General features: G+C 63.6%; 15 protein-coding genes. All 15 read left to right on the top strand.

Going from position 1 to position 18389, the window contains the following annotated elements:
* The first annotated feature begins 36 nt into the window (after positions 1-36).
* Positions 37-1575: a DUF2793 domain-containing protein gene (locus I2H36_RS04155; protein ID WP_196262627.1), complete on the top strand. Its 1539-nt coding sequence runs from the start codon at positions 37-39 to the stop codon at positions 1573-1575.
* 8 nt (positions 1576-1583) lie between these two features.
* A complete protein-coding gene (locus I2H36_RS04150) occupies positions 1584-2126 on the top strand; it encodes a glycoside hydrolase family 108 protein (protein WP_196262626.1) in 543 nt (180 codons plus the stop codon).
* A 1-nt stretch (position 2127) separates the two neighbouring features.
* Entirely contained in the window at positions 2128-2337 is a 210-nt protein-coding gene (locus tag I2H36_RS04145) for a hypothetical protein (protein ID WP_196262625.1), read from the top strand.
* Between the two features lie 93 nt (positions 2338-2430).
* A complete protein-coding gene (locus I2H36_RS04140) occupies positions 2431-2745 on the top strand; it encodes a PepSY domain-containing protein (protein ID WP_196262624.1) in 315 nt (104 codons plus the stop codon).
* A gap of 13 nt (positions 2746-2758) precedes the next feature.
* Complete coding sequence (locus tag I2H36_RS04135; protein ID WP_196262623.1) at positions 2759-3451, top strand: response regulator; 693 nt, start codon at positions 2759-2761, stop codon at positions 3449-3451.
* Positions 3448-4845 carry a sensor histidine kinase gene (locus I2H36_RS04130; RefSeq protein ID WP_343234396.1) on the top strand — a complete coding sequence of 466 codons (1398 nt, stop codon included), beginning with the start codon at positions 3448-3450 and terminating at the stop codon, positions 4843-4845. The genes I2H36_RS04135 and I2H36_RS04130 overlap by 4 nt, the downstream gene beginning before the upstream one ends.
* A 65-nt stretch (positions 4846-4910) precedes the next feature.
* Positions 4911-6011 carry a c-type cytochrome biogenesis protein CcmI gene (gene ccmI, locus I2H36_RS04125; protein WP_196262622.1) on the top strand — a complete coding sequence of 367 codons (1101 nt, stop codon included), beginning with the start codon at positions 4911-4913 and terminating at the stop codon, positions 6009-6011.
* Positions 6008-6466, top strand: a complete 459-nt coding sequence (gene ccmE, locus I2H36_RS04120; RefSeq protein ID WP_196262621.1) for a cytochrome c maturation protein CcmE — start codon at positions 6008-6010, stop codon at positions 6464-6466. The genes ccmI and ccmE overlap by 4 nt, the downstream gene beginning before the upstream one ends.
* A gap of 15 nt (positions 6467-6481) precedes the next feature.
* On the top strand, positions 6482-8464 hold the full coding sequence (locus I2H36_RS04115; protein WP_196262620.1) for a heme lyase CcmF/NrfE family subunit: 1983 nt from the start codon (positions 6482-6484) through the stop codon (positions 8462-8464).
* A gap of 3 nt (positions 8465-8467) precedes the next feature.
* Positions 8468-8929 carry a cytochrome c-type biogenesis protein gene (locus tag I2H36_RS04110; RefSeq protein ID WP_196262619.1) on the top strand — a complete coding sequence of 154 codons (462 nt, stop codon included), beginning with the start codon at positions 8468-8470 and terminating at the stop codon, positions 8927-8929.
* Positions 8930-9668: 739 nt separating this feature from the next.
* The gene (locus I2H36_RS04105) at positions 9669-10886 is read left to right on the top strand and encodes a S1C family serine protease (protein ID WP_196262618.1); all 1218 of its coding nucleotides are present in this window, start codon (positions 9669-9671) and stop codon (positions 10884-10886) included.
* Between the two features lie 245 nt (positions 10887-11131).
* On the top strand, positions 11132-11830 hold the full coding sequence (locus I2H36_RS04100; RefSeq protein WP_196262617.1) for a winged helix-turn-helix domain-containing protein: 699 nt from the start codon (positions 11132-11134) through the stop codon (positions 11828-11830).
* Positions 11831-11840: 10 nt separating this feature from the next.
* A complete protein-coding gene (locus I2H36_RS04095) occupies positions 11841-13274 on the top strand; it encodes a sensor histidine kinase (protein WP_196262616.1) in 1434 nt (477 codons plus the stop codon).
* Between the two features lie 94 nt (positions 13275-13368).
* Positions 13369-16320, top strand: a complete 2952-nt coding sequence (locus tag I2H36_RS04090; RefSeq protein WP_196262615.1) for a bifunctional [glutamine synthetase] adenylyltransferase/[glutamine synthetase]-adenylyl-L-tyrosine phosphorylase — start codon at positions 13369-13371, stop codon at positions 16318-16320.
* Between the two features lie 1215 nt (positions 16321-17535).
* On the top strand, positions 17536-18389 hold an 854-nt coding region (locus I2H36_RS04085), incomplete at its 3' end, for a calcium-binding protein (RefSeq protein WP_425523270.1).

Raw genomic sequence — 18389 nt, 5'->3', positions numbered from 1 at the left:
CCCTTTTTTCGTTTCTTTTTTAGAGCCAATCATTCCATGTCATCGACTCCTCATCTCGCCCTGCCGCTCATCGCTGCCGCGCAGGCGCAAAAGCATGTCACCCATAACGAGGCGCTCGCCGCCCTCGATGCGCTCGTGCAGCTGTCTGTGAAGGAGCGCCACCGCACCGCGCCACCGGCTTCGCCTGAGGATGGGGACCGTTACCTTGTCGGAGCAAATGCCGCGGGCGCCTTCGACGGTCATGAAGGCCACGTCGCGCTGTTCGACCTCGGCATCTGGCGCTTCTTCGCGCCGCAACCCGGATGGCGCGCTTACGTGGAGAACGAGGATCTGATCGTCGTCTTCGACGGAGATCAATGGAAGACCTTCGGGGCCGTACCCGACGAGATCCAAAATCTCGACAGGCTCGGCATCGGCACCGCTGCCGATGGGTTGAACCGGCTCTCGGCCAGACTCAACGCGGCGCTGTTTGCGGCCCTGACAGCCGAGGAGGGTGGTAGCGGCGACCTGCGCTTCGTGCTCAACAAGGGTGCGGAAGCCAACGTTCTCTCGCAGCTCTACCAACGCGGCTTCAGCGGGCGCGCGGAAACGGGCCTGATCGGAGGCGATGACTTTTCAATCCGTGTCTCCGCCGATGGAAACCTGTGGCGCGATGCGCTCGTGATCGACCGCCGGACCGGCATCGTGTCGTTTCCCTCGGGGCTCACCAATGCGCCGCGCACCAACCTGCTGATCAATGCCGCCTTCCTGGTGAACCAGCGCCGGTTTGCCGGCGGAGCCCAGGGGGAGGGCGCCTTCGGCTTCGACCGCTGGAAGGGCGGGCCGGGCGGCTGCACAATCGCGCGCACCCCTGGCGGCACCATCACGCTTTCGGGTGCCATCGAGCAGGTGATCGATGCCTCGCAGGCGGCGGCCGAGTACGGCGCAATCAATCTTGCGGGCGCAACGCTGACCCTCTCGGTGGAGAACCCGTCCGCGCCGCTGCCTTTCGTCATCGGCTCGAAGACCGCCACGATCGCGGCCGGCTCCGGCCGCCAAGGGGCGAGCGTGACCCTCGAAGGCGGAGACACCGGCAACCTCACGCTGCGCCTGCAACCGGGTGCGGCCTGCTCCTTCAAGCATGTGAAGCTGGAAGTCGGTGCTCAGGCAACGCCCTGGCGCGCACCGCCCCTTGACATCGAGGAGTATCGCTGCCGACGCACTTATCAGCGCCTCGCCACCACCGGCGGAGCGCCCGGCATTCTCGGTTATGTGGCGCAGCGCGTCGGCGTGAACATCATCGATGCAGTGTGCACCCTGCCGGTGCCCATGCGGGCCGATCCCATGCTCCTCACCAGCGGGTTTGCCTGGGTGAATGCATCGCCCGTGGGCAATCAGGCGGGCTTCTACAGCAACAGCAGCGCGGTCTGGGCCGCTCTTTCAGGCGCCTTGACGGTGACGACAGCAACGCTCGCGAGCGCCTCGTGCGTCGTCCTGCGCTTCCGGGCCGGCACATCGTTCAGCGCGGCGGCCGGCGGAGTCGGCAATCTCCACCTCGGTCCCGACGCGTTCATCGCGCTCGAGGCGGAACTGTGAGATCGCCCATGAGCGCATCGCGCTTTCAGCAGGCGGTCGAACTGGTGCTGCGGCACGAGGGCGGCTTCGTGGATCACCCCAGGGATCCCGGCGGGGCGACCAAGTTCGGCATTGCCCGCGAAACCCTCTCCCGGGCACGGGAACGCCCCGCTTCCCTCGATGACGTTCAGAAGCTGACCCGGCCGGAGGCCGTGGTGATCTATCGGAGGCTCTACTGGGATGAGCTTCGCGCGGATGAACTGCCGCCCGGTGTCGATCTCGCCGCCTTCGATCTTGCCGTGAATTCAGGTCCTGTGCGGGCTGCCCGCATGCTGCAGAGCGTCCTCGGGGTCACCGCGGACGGGATCATCGGGCCGGTCACTCTGAGAGTCGCCTGGCAGGCCGATCCTGTGGAAACGATCCGCCGTCTCACCCGCGCCCGTCTCGATTTTCTCGGCCGCCTCGCCGCTTGGCCGGTTTTCGGCCGCGGCTGGCGCCGGCGGGTCCTTGCCGTCGAGCAGGGGGCTCTGCGGCTCGCTTCTTCTCCACCCCCTCACCCCAGGAGTGTTTGACATGTTCGATACCAAGACCATTCTGGCCAGCCGTACCGTCTGGTCCAACCTGATCGGGCTTGCGGCCCTCGTCCTCGGGCTATTCGGCTTCGACAGCTCGGCGCTCGCCACCGGCGCCGTCGAGGAGGCGCTGCTCCAGATCATCGCCGCCGGCAGCTTCATTGCCTCGACCCTGTTCCGGATCGTCGCCACGAAGCAGATCCTGAACTAAAGGATTTTAAGGCCATCAGGCCATTTTATCCTTCCCAACCCGGCCCTAGTTACATTCAGAATTCGTTCAGTGCGGCAAAGGCATGGTCACCTCATGCGTCTGGTTTGTCTGATCATAGCTTTGTGGGGGGCAATGGGGGCGGCCTATGCGCAAAGCGCCTCGGCGGCGCTCGGAAACTGCCTTCCGCCTCGCGAGATGCAGGAAGCCGTAGCCTCGAAGGGCGTCGTCACGCCGGCCTCGGCCGTGATGACCGCGCGCCGCCAGGTGCCAGGCGCCGACGTGGTCCGGGCGAGCCTCTGCCGCAACAGCGATGCCCTTGTCTATGTGATCATGGCCTTGCAAAAGGACGGTCGCATCGTGCAAGTGATGATCGACGGCTCCTCCGGGCGCGTGAGATCGGTGAAATAGGGAAGCCAGAACCGTGCGCCTACTCGTTGTCGAGGACGACAGAGCCCTCAATAAGCAGATCGTGACCGCCCTTGAACAGGCAGGCTACGCGGTGGACACCGCCATGGACGGCGAGGAGGGGCAGTTCCTTGGGGACACCGAGCCCTACGACGCCATCATTCTCGATCTCGGCCTGCCGAAGGTGGACGGCGTATCCGTGCTGACCGCCTGGCGCCGTGAAGGGCGCAAGACCCCGGTCATCATCCTGACCGCTCGCGACCGCTGGAGCGACAAGGTGCAGGGCTTCGATGCGGGCGCCGATGATTACGTAACGAAACCCTTCCACATGGAAGAGCTTCTCGCCCGCGTGCGCGCCCTGCTGCGCCGCTCGGCGGGACACGCCACGAGCGAGATCTCCTGCGGTCCCGTGAAGCTCGACACCCGCTCCGGCCGCGTGACTGTCGATGGCAACCCGGTGAAGCTGACCTCGCATGAGTACCGGCTCTTGTCCTACCTCATGCACCACATGGGACGCATCGTCTCCCGGGGTGAGCTGACCGAGCACCTCTACGACCAGGACTTCGACCGGGATTCCAACACCATCGAGGTCTTCATCGGCAGGCTTCGCAAGAAGCTCGGCGTCGATATCATCCAGACCGTCCGCGGACTGGGCTATCTCCTCGACGCCACCCAGGCCCAGACGACCCAAGCCCAGACCAAGACGTGACCGGCCTGTCACCGCTCGTGAAACGGTTCGCCAGCCGGCCCATCGCGGTTCGTCTGGCGGTCTCCTCCGTCTTCTGGAGCTTCGTGATCCTGCTGATCGCGGGGCTGATCCTGTCGACACTCTACCGGGACAACACTGAGCGGGCTTTCGATCAGCGGCTCCTCGTCTATGCCAACACGCTGGCTTCCAACCTCGTCGGTGCGGGCGACCCGGACCGGGATCTCGGGCCCATCGGCGATCCCCGGTTCGAGCTGCCCTTGTCGGGCTGGTATTGGCAGGTGGCGCGCCCCAACGCAGCACCGGCCGAGATCCGCTCTTCGAAGTCTCTTTTCGGCGGGCAATTGCCGAGTCTCGCTGCAGGCGACGACCGGTTCGGGCAGATCCGCCGCGGCTACGGACGGGCGCCGGACGATCGCAACCTTCGGGTCATCGAACGCGACATCGATCTGGGCGAGGACGGACGTTACATCATCCGCGTGGCCGGGCCTGCCGACGAGATAGAGGCTGCGGCGCGAGACTTCATCTTCGCGCTCACCGTCACCTTCGCGCTTCTTGGGCTGGCGCTCGGGTTCACCACGCTGCTGCAGATCCGCTTCGGACTGCGGCCCTTGTCCAATCTCCGCAGCGCGCTCGGCGCGATCCGGCAGGGGGAGGCGGAGCGCATCGCAGGTGAGTATCCGCGCGACATCTCTCCGCTCGCCAGTGAACTGAACCTGCTCCTCGACACCAACCGCGAGATCCTGGAGCGCGCCCGCACGCAGGTTGGCAACCTCGCCCATGCGCTCAAGACGCCGCTCAGCGTCATCATGAACGAGGCCGAGAACGCGCCCGAGGACGTGGCCGCAAGGATTCGCGAGCAGGCGGCCCTCATGCGCGATCAGGTCAATTATTATCTCGACCGGGCCCGCGCGGCGGCGCTCGCCGGAACACTCGGTACGCTGACCGAAGCCGAGCCGGTGATCGCGGGCTTGGCGCGCACCTTCGCGAAGATCTACCGCGACAAGGACCTGGAGGTGGAACTCGCGATCCCGCCAGATCTGCGCTTCCGGGGCGAGAAGCAGGATCTTGAAGAGATGGCCGGCAACCTCATCGACAACGCGTCCAAATGGGCCGTGCACAAGGTGGTGGTGGCCACCGAGATCGCCCGTGACGATGACCGGCCGCGTTTCCGTCTGCTCATCGATGACGACGGGCCGGGACTGCCTGAAGCGGCACGAGCCGAGATGCTCAAGCGGGGCCGACGGCTCGACGAGACCAAGCCCGGCTCTGGCCTCGGCCTCTCCATCGTCACCGACCTGGCGGCCCTCTACCGGGGCTCGCTCAAGCTCGATGCCTCCCCCATGGGAGGCCTGCGCGCGATCCTGGAACTCCCGGGGGACAGGAGCTCCGATTAAGGACATTTACGCGTGACACCGTGCCACCGTCGTGCTTGAGGAGGACACGGAGTAAATAGGACTTTATGGTGATCTGGATCATTCTCCTGGCAATGACGGCGGCAGCCGTGATGGCGGTGTTGTGGCCGTTGTCGCGCCATTATGCCGTCGGGCGTCAGGCCAATCCGGACACGCAGTTCTACCGCGAGCAGATTGCCGAGATCGAGCGGGATCTGGGCCGCGGGGTGCTCCTCCCGAGCGAGGCGGACGCCGCCAGGGCCGAGGCTGGGCGCCGGCTGCTGCGGGCCACCGGCATGCAGGCAGAAGATGCTTTTGCTGCTGTTGGCGAGCCGGCCCTGCGCCGCCGCCGCGCCGCATCGACGCTGGCCCTGTCGATCATTCCGCTCCTGGCGCTCGCGACCTACGAAATCTACGGCTCGCCCCAGCTGCTGAGCGAACCGCCTGGCGCGCGGATGCAGCCGCAGCAGGCGGGCAACATGAACCTGCTCGGCGCCGTGGCAGATATTGAGGCACATCTCGCCAAGAACCCGCAGGACGGGCGCGGCTGGGAGGTGATCGCTCCGGTCTATCTGCGCATGGGCCGCATCGAGGATGCGGTGAAAGCCTATGAATCGGCCATTCGCTACCAAGCGCCCGATGCCGTCCGCTTCGCCAATTACGGCGAGGCCCTGGTGCTTGCCAAGGACGGATTGATCTCGGCGGAAGCGCAGGCTGCCTTCGAGCAGGCGGTCAAGCTCGACCCGAGTGCGCCCAAGGCCCAGTTCTATCTCGCCCGCGCGGCCGTGCAGGACGGGCAGACCGACAAGGCCAAGACCATCCTGCAGAACCTGCTCGCCTCCGCGCCGGCCGATGCGCCCTGGACGGATGGGGTGCGGCAGGAAATGGCGGCGCTCGGCGCGCCCGAGGCCGCTTCGACTTCAGCGCCGCAGGTTGGCCCGGAGGCCATCGCCGGCATGGTGGCGGGGCTTGCGAGCCGCCTCGAAGCCCAAGGCGGCACGGCCGAGGAATGGACCCGGCTGATGCGCTCCTATGCCGTGCTGGGGCAGCGCGACAAGGCTACTGATGCGGCCAAGCGCGCCCGCGAGGCTCTGGCGCAGGATACCGAGGCCTTGAGGACCATCGACACGATGGCCCAGGAACTGAAACTGACCGACGTCCAGCCATGACGAGAAAACAACGCCGCCTGACCCTCATCGGAGTTGCCGGATGCGTCCTCGCGGTGGCACTGGGGCTCGTGCTCTATGCCATGAACGACACGATCGTGTTCTTCAATTCGCCGGCGGATATCCAGTCCAAGAGCGTTCAGCCCGGCACGCGCATCCGCCTCGGCGGCCTCGTGAAGGAGGGCTCCGTGCAGCGCGGCGCCGATCAGCAGATCACCTTCGAGGTCATGGACGCCGAGGCGGTGATCAAGGTGAACTACAAGGGCCTGCTGCCCGACCTGTTCCGTGAAGGGCAGGGAGTCGTGGCCGAGGGCATTCTGGAGAGCCCAAGCGCTTTTCGCGCCGACTCGGTTCTCGCCAAGCACGACGAGAACTACATGCCGCGCGAGGTGGCCGATACGCTGAAGAAGCAGGGTCACTGGCAGGGCGAGGCCAATGCCACGCCCAAAACGCAGTAGCAAGGGAGAGCCTTCGTGTTGGTCGAGGCCGGACATTTCGCACTCGCGCTCGCCCTGGGCCTGTCGCTGATCCAGTTCCTCGTGCCGCTCTGGGGCGCGCGGGCCAATGATCCCGTGCTGATGGCCGTGGCGCCCGCAAGTGCGCTGGCGGTCTTTGCCTGCATCGCCTTCGCGTTCCTCGCCCTGACCTTCGCGTATCTCAGCTCCGACTTCTCGGTGTTGAACGTCGTTCAGAACTCGCATTCGGCGAAACCGCTGATCTACAAGATCTCCGGAGTGTGGGGGAACCATGAAGGCTCCATGCTGCTCTGGGTGCTGATCCTTGCCCTGTTCGGCGCGATCGTGGCGATCTCCCGCAACAGCATCCCCATGCGGCTGCAGGCGAACACGCTGGCCGTGCAGGCCGCCGTCACCATCGCATTCCTGCTCTTCATCCTCACGACATCCAATCCGTTCACGCGCGTCGTTCCGGCGGCGCTGGAGGGGCAGGATCTCAACCCGCTGCTGCAGGACCCCGGACTCGCGATCCATCCGCCGCTTCTCTACATCGGCTATGTGGGCTTCTCGATCTCGTTCGCCTTCGCATGCGCGGCGCTCATCGATGGGCGCATCGATGCGGTCTGGGCCAGGATCGTGCGCCCCTGGACGCTCGGCGCCTGGGCCTTCCTGACGCTCGGCATCGCCATGGGGTCCTACTGGGCCTATTACGAGCTCGGCTGGGGCGGCTGGTGGTTCTGGGACCCGGTGGAGAACGCCTCGCTCATGCCGTGGCTTGCCGGCACGGCGCTCGTGCATTCCACGGTGGTGATGGAAAAGCGCGATGCGCTCAAAGTGTGGACGATCCTGCTTGCGATCCTGACCTTCTCGCTGTCGCTGCTAGGCACCTTCCTGGTGCGCTCCGGCGTGCTCACCTCCGTGCATTCCTTCGCGGTCGATCCGGAACGCGGCACCTTCATCCTCGGCATCCTGATCCTGTTCATCGGCGGCTCGCTCGCGCTCTTCGCCTGGCGCGCGCCGATGCTCAAGCAGGGCGGCCTGTTCGCGCCGGTCTCCCGCGAGGGCGCGCTCGTGGTCAACAATCTTTTTCTCGCCACGGCTTGTGCCACCGTGTTCATCGGCACCCTCTATCCGCTGGCGTTGGAGGTGCTGACGGGTGAAAAGATCTCCGTCGGCGCGCCGTTCTTCAATTTCACATTCCTGCCGCTGATCGTGCCGCTTCTGCTGCTTCTGCCGCTGGGGCAGACGCTCGCCTGGAAACGCGGCAACTTCCTCGGCACCGCCCAGCGCCTCTACACCGTATTCGGCCTCTCGCTCCTCGCCACCATCGTGATGTTCGCCGCGACCTATGGCGGTCCGGTGGCGGCCCCTCTCGGCGTCGGGCTTGGGCTCTATCTGGTGCTCGGCTCGATCAACGAGATCGTCACCCGCTCCTGGTCGAAGGGCACGCCTCTGGCGGTTGCCTGGCGCAAGGCGCGAGGCCTGCCACGCTCGGCCTGGGGCACGGCCATTGCTCATGCGGGCGTTGGCCTTACCGTGATCGGTATCGCGGCCACCGCCTGGGGCGTCGAGGCAATCGGCAGCCTGAAGATCGGTGAGCGCCTGAAGGGCGGCGACTACGAGGTGCGGCTCGAACGGGTCATCCCCCGCGTCGAGGCCAACTACCGAGAGGAAGCGGCTGTCCTGACCGTGTTCGGTTCAGGTCGCGAACTTGGAACGCTGGAGACCACGAAGCGGCTCTACGTGACCCGCGGCATGCCGACCACGGAGGCGGGGATCCTGACGGTCGGACTCGGCCAAGTCTATGCCAGCATCGGCGACGCGCAGCCCGATGGGTCCATCGGCGTCAGGCTCTATCACAAGCCCCTGGTGCTTCTGATCTGGATCGGCTCTCTCGTGATGGCGGCGGGTGGTGCTCTGTCATTGACCGACCGGCGCTTGCGCATCGGCGCCCCGGTTCCAGCCAAGGCGATGCCACCGGCTGCGATTCCTGCGGAGTAGGCCATGCGCTTCGTTCTCGCCCTCATCGCGGCCCTTATCTTCAGCAGTTCAGCCATTGCCGTGCAGCCGGGCGAGGTGCTGAAGGATCCAGCCCTCGAAAAGCGCGCCCGCGAGATCTCGTCAGGCCTGCGCTGCCTCGTCTGCCAGAACCAGTCCATCGACGATTCCGACGCCCAACTCGCCAAGGACCTGCGCCTTCTGGTGCGCGAACGCCTCATGGCCGGCGACAGTAACGACGAGGTGGAGAATTTCCTTGTCCAGCGCTACGGCGAGTTCGTCCTCCTGAAACCCGCCTTCGGCGCTCACACCTTGCTGCTGTGGCTGACGCCGGCCCTGGTGCTGATCCTCAGCGGCATCGGTGCCTATGCCGCCATGAGGCGCCGCCCACAGCCCATAGCGTCCGCTCTCGATGAGAAGGAGCGTGAAGCGCTGGAGACTCTGCTCAAGCGTGATCAGAGCGCTTGATCCATCAAGTCCGCCTGACATCATTCACACCATATCGATGCATGAAACTTTGCTCATTTATGAGAGCTTAGTCCGCTCGCACTAGGTCCGTATTCCTCAATTGGAAACAGTATCGTTTTTTTCGGTGAACATGCCAATTTGTCGCTGTGCCAAGCCGCCAAGCTGATGATATCGGGCCATCAATCTCCTGATATTTCCTGCGAAAGGGACGGTCGTGAAAGCAGCGGCCTTTGGATTGGGTTTTGTCCTTTTCGTTCTGCCTTTCGCTGCACGATCCGACGATAATCTCGTCGCCAAGCGCGAGGCCTGCCGTCAGGAGGCAAGGCTCGCGATTGCACCGAAAGGAAAGATCGGAGTCGATGGCTTCCGATGGATTGTGGAGCGGCGTGTTGCTCATGTGAGCCAATGCATGAACCGTGCCTTTGTCGCTCGCAAGGATACGCCGCTTCCGCCAAGAAGGGCGTCCACCACCAGCTCGGTCCGAAGCGAAGCTGCCGGCACTTTCGGCAGTGGTGGCCGGCGAAAGCTGAAAACAGTCTCGACCAGAACCCTCAAGATGAAGAAACCCGCTCGCAAGCAATTCAGGCGCTTGTCCCGCAGAAGCAAGTGAGCGACGGCGCTGTCCGCCTGTCGCGAAACCTTACCAACATTTCATCTTGAGGTGAGGGTACCGTAAGGCGCCAACCCCCATCTTGCTCCCATGACGAACCGACAAGGGTTCATCCAGGAGAGACAAGAGATGTTGGACAAGGTTTCCACCTCCCCCCGCAAGCGCACCATGAAATGGCTCGGCGCGGCGGCCGTCGCCGCGTTGATCGCGGGTGGCGCCGTCGAGAGCGGTCTGGTCGCTCCCAATCCGGCTCATGCCGAGCTGCGCTCCATGGCGCAGCCGATCCAGAACGTTCCGTCCTTTGCCGACGTGATCGATCAGGTCAAGCCCGCAGTCGTCGCCGTCAAGGTCAAGGTGCAGAACGTCGCCGACCGCAACGACGACGATGACGACGGCCAGCAATTCTCCATGCCCGATCTGCCCCCGGGCCACCCGATGGAGCGTTTCTTCCGCCAGTTCCGGGACCAGATGCCCGGCCGTGGCGAGCGTGGTCCCCGCCAGGAGCGCCCCCGTCAGTTTGGCCAGTCCCTGGGTTCCGGCTTCTTCATCTCGGCTGACGGCTATGTCGTGACCAACAACCATGTGGTCGACAAAGGCTCCGAAGTCACGGTGACCATGGACAACGGCAAGGAGCTGAGCGCCAAGGTGATCGGCACCGATCCGAAGACCGATCTCGCCCTGCTCAAGGTCGATGGCGGCAACGACTTCCCCTATGTTCGCCTGGCCGGCCAGAAGGCCCGCATCGGCGACTGGGTGATGGCCATCGGCAACCCGTTCGGCCTTGGCGGCACGGTCACGGCCGGCATCGTGTCAGCCCAGCACCGCGATATCGGTAGCGGTCCTTACGACGACTACATCCAGATCGACGCTTCGGTGAACAAGGGCAATTCCGGTGGCCCGACCTTCAACCTGTCCGGTGAGGTCGTGGGCGTGAACACGGCGATCTTCTCGCCGTCCGGCGGCAATGTGGGTATTGCGTTTGCGATTCCCGCGAGCACCGTCGAGAGCGTCGTGGCCTCCCTGAAGGACAAGGGCTCCGTGACCCGCGGCTTCATCGGCGTGCAGATGCAGCCGGTGACCAAGGAGATCGCCGAGGCCATTGGCCTGAAGGAGCCCAAGGGCGCCCTTGTGGCCGACGCCGTGAAGGATGGTCCTGCGGCCAAGGCCGGTGTCAAAACGGGCGACACGATCATCGCCGTCGACGGACAGCCGATCAAGGAAGCCAAGGACCTGTCCCGCAAGGTGGCCAATGTGGCCCCGGGCAAGACCCTGTCGCTCACCCTCTGGCGTGAGGGCAAGGAGCGGACCGTGACCCTCGAGGTCGCGAGTCAGCCGAAGGGTGTCTAAAGCATCGGACCCAAAAGTGGACATCACTTTTGGGATCCATCCGATGCGTTAGTGTTGCCGCATTTCCTTAAGGCGAACCGGTTTCCACTTCGCCGGGAAATGCTTTGCCCTCGATAACGGCACAGGCACCAGGCTTTCTAGTTGATTGCCCCCGACACCTGGTGTCTTCTGCCCGCGGCGGATCGGTCTTTCCCCCTCCAGGACCGGTCCGCCGACGGGCATTTTCTTGTGTAGCGTGTAGGCCGATGCGGATTCTGATCATCGAGGACGACCGGGAGGCAGCCTCCTACCTCGTCAAGGCTTTTCGCGAAGCGGGCCACGTGGCGGACCATGCCGCCGACGGCCTCGACGGCTACGCCATGGCGGAAGCAGGCGACTACGACGTGCTCGTGGTCGACCGCATGCTGCCCAAGCTCGACGGCCTCTCCCTGATCCGGTCCCTGCGCGAGCAGAAGGTCGAGACGCCGGTTCTCATTCTCTCGGCGCTGGGCCAGGTGGACGACCGGGTGAAGGGGCTGCGGGCCGGCGGCGACGATTATCTCCCCAAGCCCTATGCCTTCTCCGAGCTTCTCGCCCGCGTCGAGGTCCTCTCGCGCCGCCGCGCATCGGCACCTCATGCGGAGCCGACCGTCTACCGCATCGCCGATCTCGAGCTCGACCGCCTGTCCCATCGCGTCACGCGCTCGGGGCAGGAGATCATGCTGCAGCCGCGCGAGTTCCGGCTGCTCGAATACCTGATGAAGAACGCCAATCAGGTGGTCACCCGCACCATGCTGCTGGAGCATGTGTGGGATTATCACTTCGATCCCCAAACCAACGTGATCGACGTTCACGTCTCGCGCCTGCGCGCCAAGATCGACAAAAGTTTCGACAATCCGCTGATCCACACCATCCGTGGCGCGGGCTACATGGTGCGCGTCGGTTCCGAGGGGGACGAGGAATGAGCGTGCGGTCATGAGCGCCTTCATGTCTGCCCTGGGCAAGCTCTTCCGCACGACCGCCTTCAAGCTGTCCTTCGCTTATCTGCTCATCTTCACCATCTTTGCTTTTGTCGGGCTCGGCTACGTGGCCTGGAACGCCCAGAGGCTTCTCACCCAACAGTTCATTTCCACCATCGAGAGCGAGATCGACAGCCTGTCCAATCTCTATAGGTTCGGCGGGCTGCGGCGTCTCGTGACCAGCGTCGAGCGGAGATCCCGGGCGCCCGGCGCGCTGATCTATCTCGTCACGACGGAAGCGGGTGAGCGCGTCGCCGGCAATGTGGGCGCGCTGCCACCGGAGGTGCTCGGCCGGACGGGCCAGTTCGAGACGCTCTACAACCGCACTGACGAGACCGAGACGCGGCCCGATGTGGCCATAGTGCGTGTCTATCTTCTGCCCGGCGGATTCAGGCTCCTGGTCGGACGCGACATTGAGGAGCGGCGGCGCCTGCAGGAAATCATCCATCGCGCGTTCGGCTATTCCCTGCTTTTCATCGGCGTACTTGGCTGTCTCGGCGGGTGGTTCATCACCAGGCGAGTGCTCAAGCGCGTCGACGACATGACAGACATCACGCGCCACATCATGGCGGGCGATCTCGGCGGGCGGCTGAAGGTGGCGGGAACCGGCGACGAACTTGATCGCCTCGCGGAGAACCTCAACGCCATGCTCGACCGGATCGGCGAGCTGATGCGCGGCATGCAGGAGGTCTCGGACAACATCGCGCACGACCTCAAGACGCCGCTGACGCGCCTGCGCAACAAGGCCGACGAGGCCCTGCGCACGGCCAAGTCGCCGGACGAGTTGAGGACGGCGCTGGACGCCACCATCGACGAGAGCGACAACCTCATCCGCATCTTCAACGCGCTCCTCATGATCGCGCGGCTCGAGGCCGGCAGTGCCCGCGAAGGTCTCGCGGATTTCGATGCCGCCGAAGCGGTGCGCGGCGTGGCCGAACTCTACGACGCCTTGGCTGAGGAGGCCGGCGTGGATCTTGAGGTCTCGGTCGAGGACGATCTGCCCGTTCACGGCAGCCGCGAACTCCTTGGGCAGGCCATGTCCAACCTCCTCGACAATGCCCTCAAATACGGTGCGTCGTCCGACTCCCGCAACAAGACGATCAGCGTTTCGGCCCATCGCCGCGAGGGCGAGGTGTGTATCGCTGTGGCGGACCGGGGCCCCGGCATTCCGGAAGTGGAGCGGGGCAGGGTGCTGGAGCGCTTCGTTCGCCTGGAAACAGCCCGCTCGCGTCCTGGCTTCGGCCTCGGCTTGAGTCTCGCCGCCGCCGTGGCGCGGCTCCATGGCGGGGTGCTGCGGTTGGAGGACAACGAGCCGGGCCTGAGGGTCGTGCTGGCCCTTCCGCTCAAGGCCGTGGAGCTTCCGCAGCCAGCCCTTCAGACCGCCGCTTAAGCCTGAAGGATGAGAGCCCCAGGGCAGTTTTCGGTTGCCTCCGGATGCCTGGCGTGAACACTCGGGCCGTCGCAGAAAGCCCGAGAGACCCGCCGTGCCGGATACGAAAGCCTCCCTCCTCAGCCGCTTGACCCGGGCGCCGCACGTGGCCGACCCGAAGCGGGCCAAGGCGCAAATGAAGGATTTCATCGATCGGATCCGCTACGAGCCCGAGGCGGCTGTCCTGTTGCCTCATCTCGATGAGGGCCTTTTTCGCGATCTTCTCCTTGGCCTCGCCGATCATTCCCCCTTTCTGTGGCAGCTGACCGTCAACGATCCTGCGGGCATGGCGAGGCTCGCATTCTCCCCGCCGGAGGAAGCGCATCGCGCGATCATCGAGAGCCAGACCAACCTGTTCCGTGAGCAGCGCAACGGTGTGATCACCCGCGACGATGCCGTGCGAGCCTTCCGGCAGAACCGCAATGCCCATGCGCTTCTCGTCGCAATAGCCGATATCGGCGGCCTCTGGGGCACGGAGCAGGTGACGCAGGCGCTCTCCGACTTCGCCGATGCCTCTGTTGCCGGTGGCGTGAATTTCGTTCTCACCGAGATGGCTGATCTGGGCCGCGTCAATCTCGCGGATCCGGACAATCCGGGGGAGGGCTCCGGTTTCACCGTGCTGGCCCTTGGCAAGCACGGGGCAGGGGAGCTCAACTACTCCAGCGACATCGATCTCGTGATCTTCTTCGATCCGGAAACCAAGGTGTTGCGCGATCCCTCGGAGGCGGCGACGATCTACACCCGCGTCGCTCAGCAACTCGCCAAGCTCCTGCAGGAGCGCACGGCTGACGGCTATGTGCATCGTGTCGATTACCGCCTTCGCCCCGATCCGGGCTCGACGCCCACCGCCGTGTCGCTGTCCTCGGCATATGTTTATTACGAGACGGTGGGGCAGAACTGGGAACGCGCGGCCTTCATCAAGGCAAGGCCCATCGCCGGTGACCTGACGCTGGGCGAGAATTTCCTGAAGGAACTGCGCCCCTTCATCTGGCGCAAGTATTTCGACTTCGCGTCCATCGCCGACGTTCATGCCATGAAGCGGCAGATCCATGCGGTGCGCGGGCACGATCAGATTGCGGTCGCGGGCCACGACATCAAGCTCGGACGCGGTGGCATCCGCGAGATCGAGTTCTTCGTGCAGACGCAACAGCTCGTCTTCGGCGGGCGCCGTCCCGGGTTGCGCGGACGCCGCACCCTTGACATGCTGGGAGCCCTTCACGATGAAGGCTGGATCACGGCGAAGGCACGCGACGAACTCTCGGACGCCTACCGTTTTCTGCGCACCATCGAGCACCGGCTGCAGATGGTGGCCGACGAGCAGACGCAGCGCCTGCCCTCAGACGAGGAGCAGCTCAAGCGCTTCGCCAGATTCTGCGGCTTCGCCAACCTAAAAGCCTTCTCCAAAGCCCTCACGGATCAGGCGAAGATCGTGCAGGGGCATTATGCGCTTCTGTTCGAGGAGGGGCCGGAGCTTGCCTCCGATGTGGGCAGCCTCGTCTTCACCGGCTCGGACAACGATCCCGATACCCTCGCGACCCTCCAGCGTCTTGGCTTCCATGAGCCGGAGCGCGTAGCCGAGACCGTGCGCGGCTGGCATTTCGGCCGTCGTCCCGCGATCCAGAGCGCTCGCGCCCGCGAAGTCTTGACCGAACTCACGCCGGCGCTGCTGGCGGCGCTCGGCGGCACCGCCGATCCCGATGGAGCATTGGCGGCACTCGACCGCGCATTCGGCCGCATGCCGGCGGCCGTCGAACTTCTCACCATCCTGCAATCGCACGACCGCCTGCGGCTTCTCTTTGCCGACCTTCTCGGCACCGCGCCACGCCTCGCCGATACGGTGGCGCAATCGCCCCACGTGCTTGACGCGCTGATCGATCCCGCCTTCGGCACGCCCACCACCGATTACGAGACGATTGAAGAACAGGTGCGCCAGCTCATCGGGCCGCCACGCGATTTCGAGGATTTTCTCGACCGCATTCGCGATGCCACGCGCCAGATGCGCTTCGTGACCGGCGCCCGGCTTCTCTCCGATGTGCTTTCACCTGCACAGGCCGGCGAAGCCTATGCCGCCATCGCCCGAGCCGTCATCCGCGCATCCTTCGACGAAGTGCGTCGCGCCTTTGAAGCCGAGCACGGCACCGTGCCGGGTTCACGCATCGCCATTCTCGGCCTCGGCCGCTTGGGTAGCCGCGAACTCACCGCAGGCTCTGATCTCGATCTCGTGGTAGTCTACGATTTCGACGAGAACGCGCGCGAGAGCACGGGATCGAAGAAGCTCGATGTGGTGGTCTATTACACCCGCCTCACGCAGCGCCTCGTCTCCGCGCTCACCGTGCCGACCCGGCGCGGCCTGCTCTACGAAGTCGATCTGCGCCTGCGCCCGCAGGGCGGCAAGGGGCCTGTCGCATCGCAGTTCAAGGGCTTCGTGAATTACCAGAAGTCGGAGGCCGATCTCTGGGAGCACATGGCCCTCACCCGCGCCCGTGTGATGGCGGGCGATGAGAATTTCGGTACGCAAGTGTCGGAAGCCGTAAAGGATATTCTCACCACAAAGCGCAATCCGAAAAAGGTGTTCAAGGAAGTCCGCGCCATGCGCGAGCTGATCGCGCAGGAGAAGGGCGACAGCGACCCTTGGGACCTGAAGCTCGCCCGTGGCGGCCTCACGGATCTCGATTTCATCGCACAAGGGCTGGTACTCGCTTATGCAAATGCGCATCCAGCGCTCTTCGAACTCTCAGTCGAGGGCGTATTCGCAAAGGCGCAAGCCGAAGGTTTGCTGGATGACAATGACGCACGGGCATTGATCGAAGCGCACAAGCTCTTCAACGACATCTTCCAATGGCAGCGCCTCACCATAGAAGGCAAGTTCGACGTCGAGACGGTGCCATCCGTCATCCTCAAGCGTCTCGCAACGGTCGCCGGTTTGCCGAGCGCGAAGGTGTTGCTGGAGCACATGGCTAGCATGCGAGGAGAGGTGACGCAGACCGTTTCAGCCTTGTCAACTTAAGCGACTCTTCTGCTGTGTCATGAGCGGCGTTAGAGGCTTTCAACGCAGGATATTTGTTGACGCAAGGCATATCGACTGAAGTGATATTCGGATTATGTGTGAAGTCGCACATGTTGATCACACCATCGGACAAAGATCCTGTGCTGACGCGTCGTCACTCTCCATTCGAAGAGTATCGCGGCAATCTTCACCCCAATAAGCCTTGATGCGCAGAATGTGCTGAGAAATACTCAAAGGGGATTGAGGATGTTCAGACCGTATACACTGGAAGAAGAGCTTGCGCGTTTGATGACGGGATCTGTCGGCTATGGCGGCGCCCAAGCTGGGACCGGGATTGGTGGTGTCGGTGGAGCTGGGACGATTTCGATTGATTCAAGGACAGGTGCCGTACAGACGGGTAATCTTCCAACGACAGTCGTGCAGCCTGATGGAACCAGAGTCACGACGAGGGTCCAGGAGGGAAAAACTTACTATCTAAGAGAGCACACTGACGGAACCAGAGAACTCTCAATCCAGGAGAAAACAGGGTATACTATTATTATTGAGTTTGCCAGCGGCGGACGTTATTTTTCAACATTGCATCGATCTGAAGATACATCAGTATACTGGCAGGTTCAGTTCAGTAGAGAGCCTGATGGGACAGCGGAAAAGATATTTTACGATTTTATTGCCGGTACGGAGCTTAAAGAAGATTATGCATCGGATGGATCTCTTATTAACGTTGTGAAGCGAGACATGGACACGGGAAGAGTTCTTTTCGAAAGTCATGTTCTGGAGAACGGAGCCGTTGAGACGGAAGAGTTTCGTCCAAACGGAGACTTTGCGCATTCCTATGTCCTCCACAATTCGGATGCTAGAACTGATGAATTCTCGAGTTATCGCTGGGAGCGAGTCGTTCCGTCATATAACCCTGATAACCCTGAACAGTATGGTTCGATCATCGAGACTGAAACGACGACTTATCTCCGTCAGGTCGGGTCGATCCCTGCCTTGGAGACAGTTCAAACAATAAAAACAACCGATCCTCTTGGGAATGAAACTACGGAAACAAGGAGTGACACGATCCTCTTCCATGAAAATGAGGAGAATGAGACAACGGACCCGTTCCCAACACAGTATGATCTCATGCTTCAGGGGATACAGTTGCTCCGGGATATGGTCGACTCTCTGACAGGCCCGGACGCTGGCAGCCAGACTACTCAAAAACATGGCGTCATGGAAGTGCAATCGGGATCGCAGGAGTATTTCGTTGAAGCTCATATTGGTGCTGCCGGCGCGGATTTCATCCAGGGTAACGGCGTGTTGGCGGGCGGCGGCGACAACGACGTGCTGACTGGAGGGAGCCAGATCGACTTTCTGCATGGCGGATCCGGTTCCGACATTCTCGTTGGCGGCCTTGCGGGCGATCTGCTCTATGGCGATTTAGGGATAGACGTTGCGAGCTATGAGCAGGCAGGCGGATCCATCACGGTGAGCCTTGCGGATCCCGCGCGCAACACGGGTGAGGCTGCGGGCGACGTCTACAGCAGCATCGAAGGCTTGACCGGCTCAGCCTACAACGACCGTCTCGTCGGCGATGCCTTGCACAATGTCTTGCAGGGCGGAGCCGGTCACGACCTCCTGGAGGGTGGCGAGGGCGGCGACCGGCTTGTCGGCGGCGACGGCATCGACTTTGCCGATTACGAGAACGCCACCTCCGGCGTGACGGCGAAGCTGCTTATGGCGCAGTACAATGCAGGCGAGGCAGCGGGCGATGTCTATGCCTCGATCGAGGGCATCATCGGCTCGCGCTTCGGCGACGAACTCGCTGGCGACAACGGCACCAACGACCTGCAGGGTCGCGACGGCAACGACAGGCTGATCGGCCTGGGCGGCAATGATCGTCTTGAGGGCGGCGCCGGCGACGACACCCTCTATGGCGGCATCGGGGCGGATCACCTCATCGGTGGCGCCGGTCTCGACACGGTGGCCTACACCGTGGACGGTGTGGGTGTGACGGTGCATCTGGCCCAGCCGCACCTGAACACCGGCGAGGCCGCCGGCGACACCTATGACGGCATCGAGAACGT

Origin of the sequence: Microvirga terrestris (assembly GCF_015694425.1) — a bacterium.
In the GTDB taxonomy this organism is placed as follows: Bacteria; Pseudomonadota; Alphaproteobacteria; order Rhizobiales; family Beijerinckiaceae; genus Microvirga; species Microvirga terrestris.
The sequence above is the reverse complement of the archived record's forward strand: the minus strand, read 5'-3'. Positions and strand labels throughout refer to the sequence as shown.

Excerpts from the sequence above, each read along its gene's own strand:
- I2H36_RS04155 (WP_196262627.1), top strand. The coding sequence starts at position 37 with ATGTCATCGACTCCTCATCTCGCCCTGCCGCTCATCGCTGCCGCGCAG.
- I2H36_RS04150 (WP_196262626.1), top strand. The coding sequence starts at position 1,584 with ATGAGCGCATCGCGCTTTCAGCAGGCGGTCGAACTGGTGCTGCGGCAC.
- I2H36_RS04145 (WP_196262625.1), top strand. The coding sequence starts at position 2,128 with ATGTTCGATACCAAGACCATTCTGGCCAGCCGTACCGTCTGGTCCAAC.
- I2H36_RS04140 (WP_196262624.1), top strand. The coding sequence starts at position 2,431 with ATGCGTCTGGTTTGTCTGATCATAGCTTTGTGGGGGGCAATGGGGGCG.
- ccmI (WP_196262622.1), top strand. The coding sequence starts at position 4,911 with ATGGTGATCTGGATCATTCTCCTGGCAATGACGGCGGCAGCCGTGATG.
- ccmE (WP_196262621.1), top strand. The coding sequence starts at position 6,008 with ATGACGAGAAAACAACGCCGCCTGACCCTCATCGGAGTTGCCGGATGC.
- I2H36_RS04110 (WP_196262619.1), top strand. The coding sequence starts at position 8,468 with ATGCGCTTCGTTCTCGCCCTCATCGCGGCCCTTATCTTCAGCAGTTCA.
- I2H36_RS04105 (WP_196262618.1), top strand. The coding sequence starts at position 9,669 with ATGTTGGACAAGGTTTCCACCTCCCCCCGCAAGCGCACCATGAAATGG.
- I2H36_RS04100 (WP_196262617.1), top strand. The coding sequence starts at position 11,132 with ATGCGGATTCTGATCATCGAGGACGACCGGGAGGCAGCCTCCTACCTC.
- I2H36_RS04095 (WP_196262616.1), top strand. The coding sequence starts at position 11,841 with ATGAGCGCCTTCATGTCTGCCCTGGGCAAGCTCTTCCGCACGACCGCC.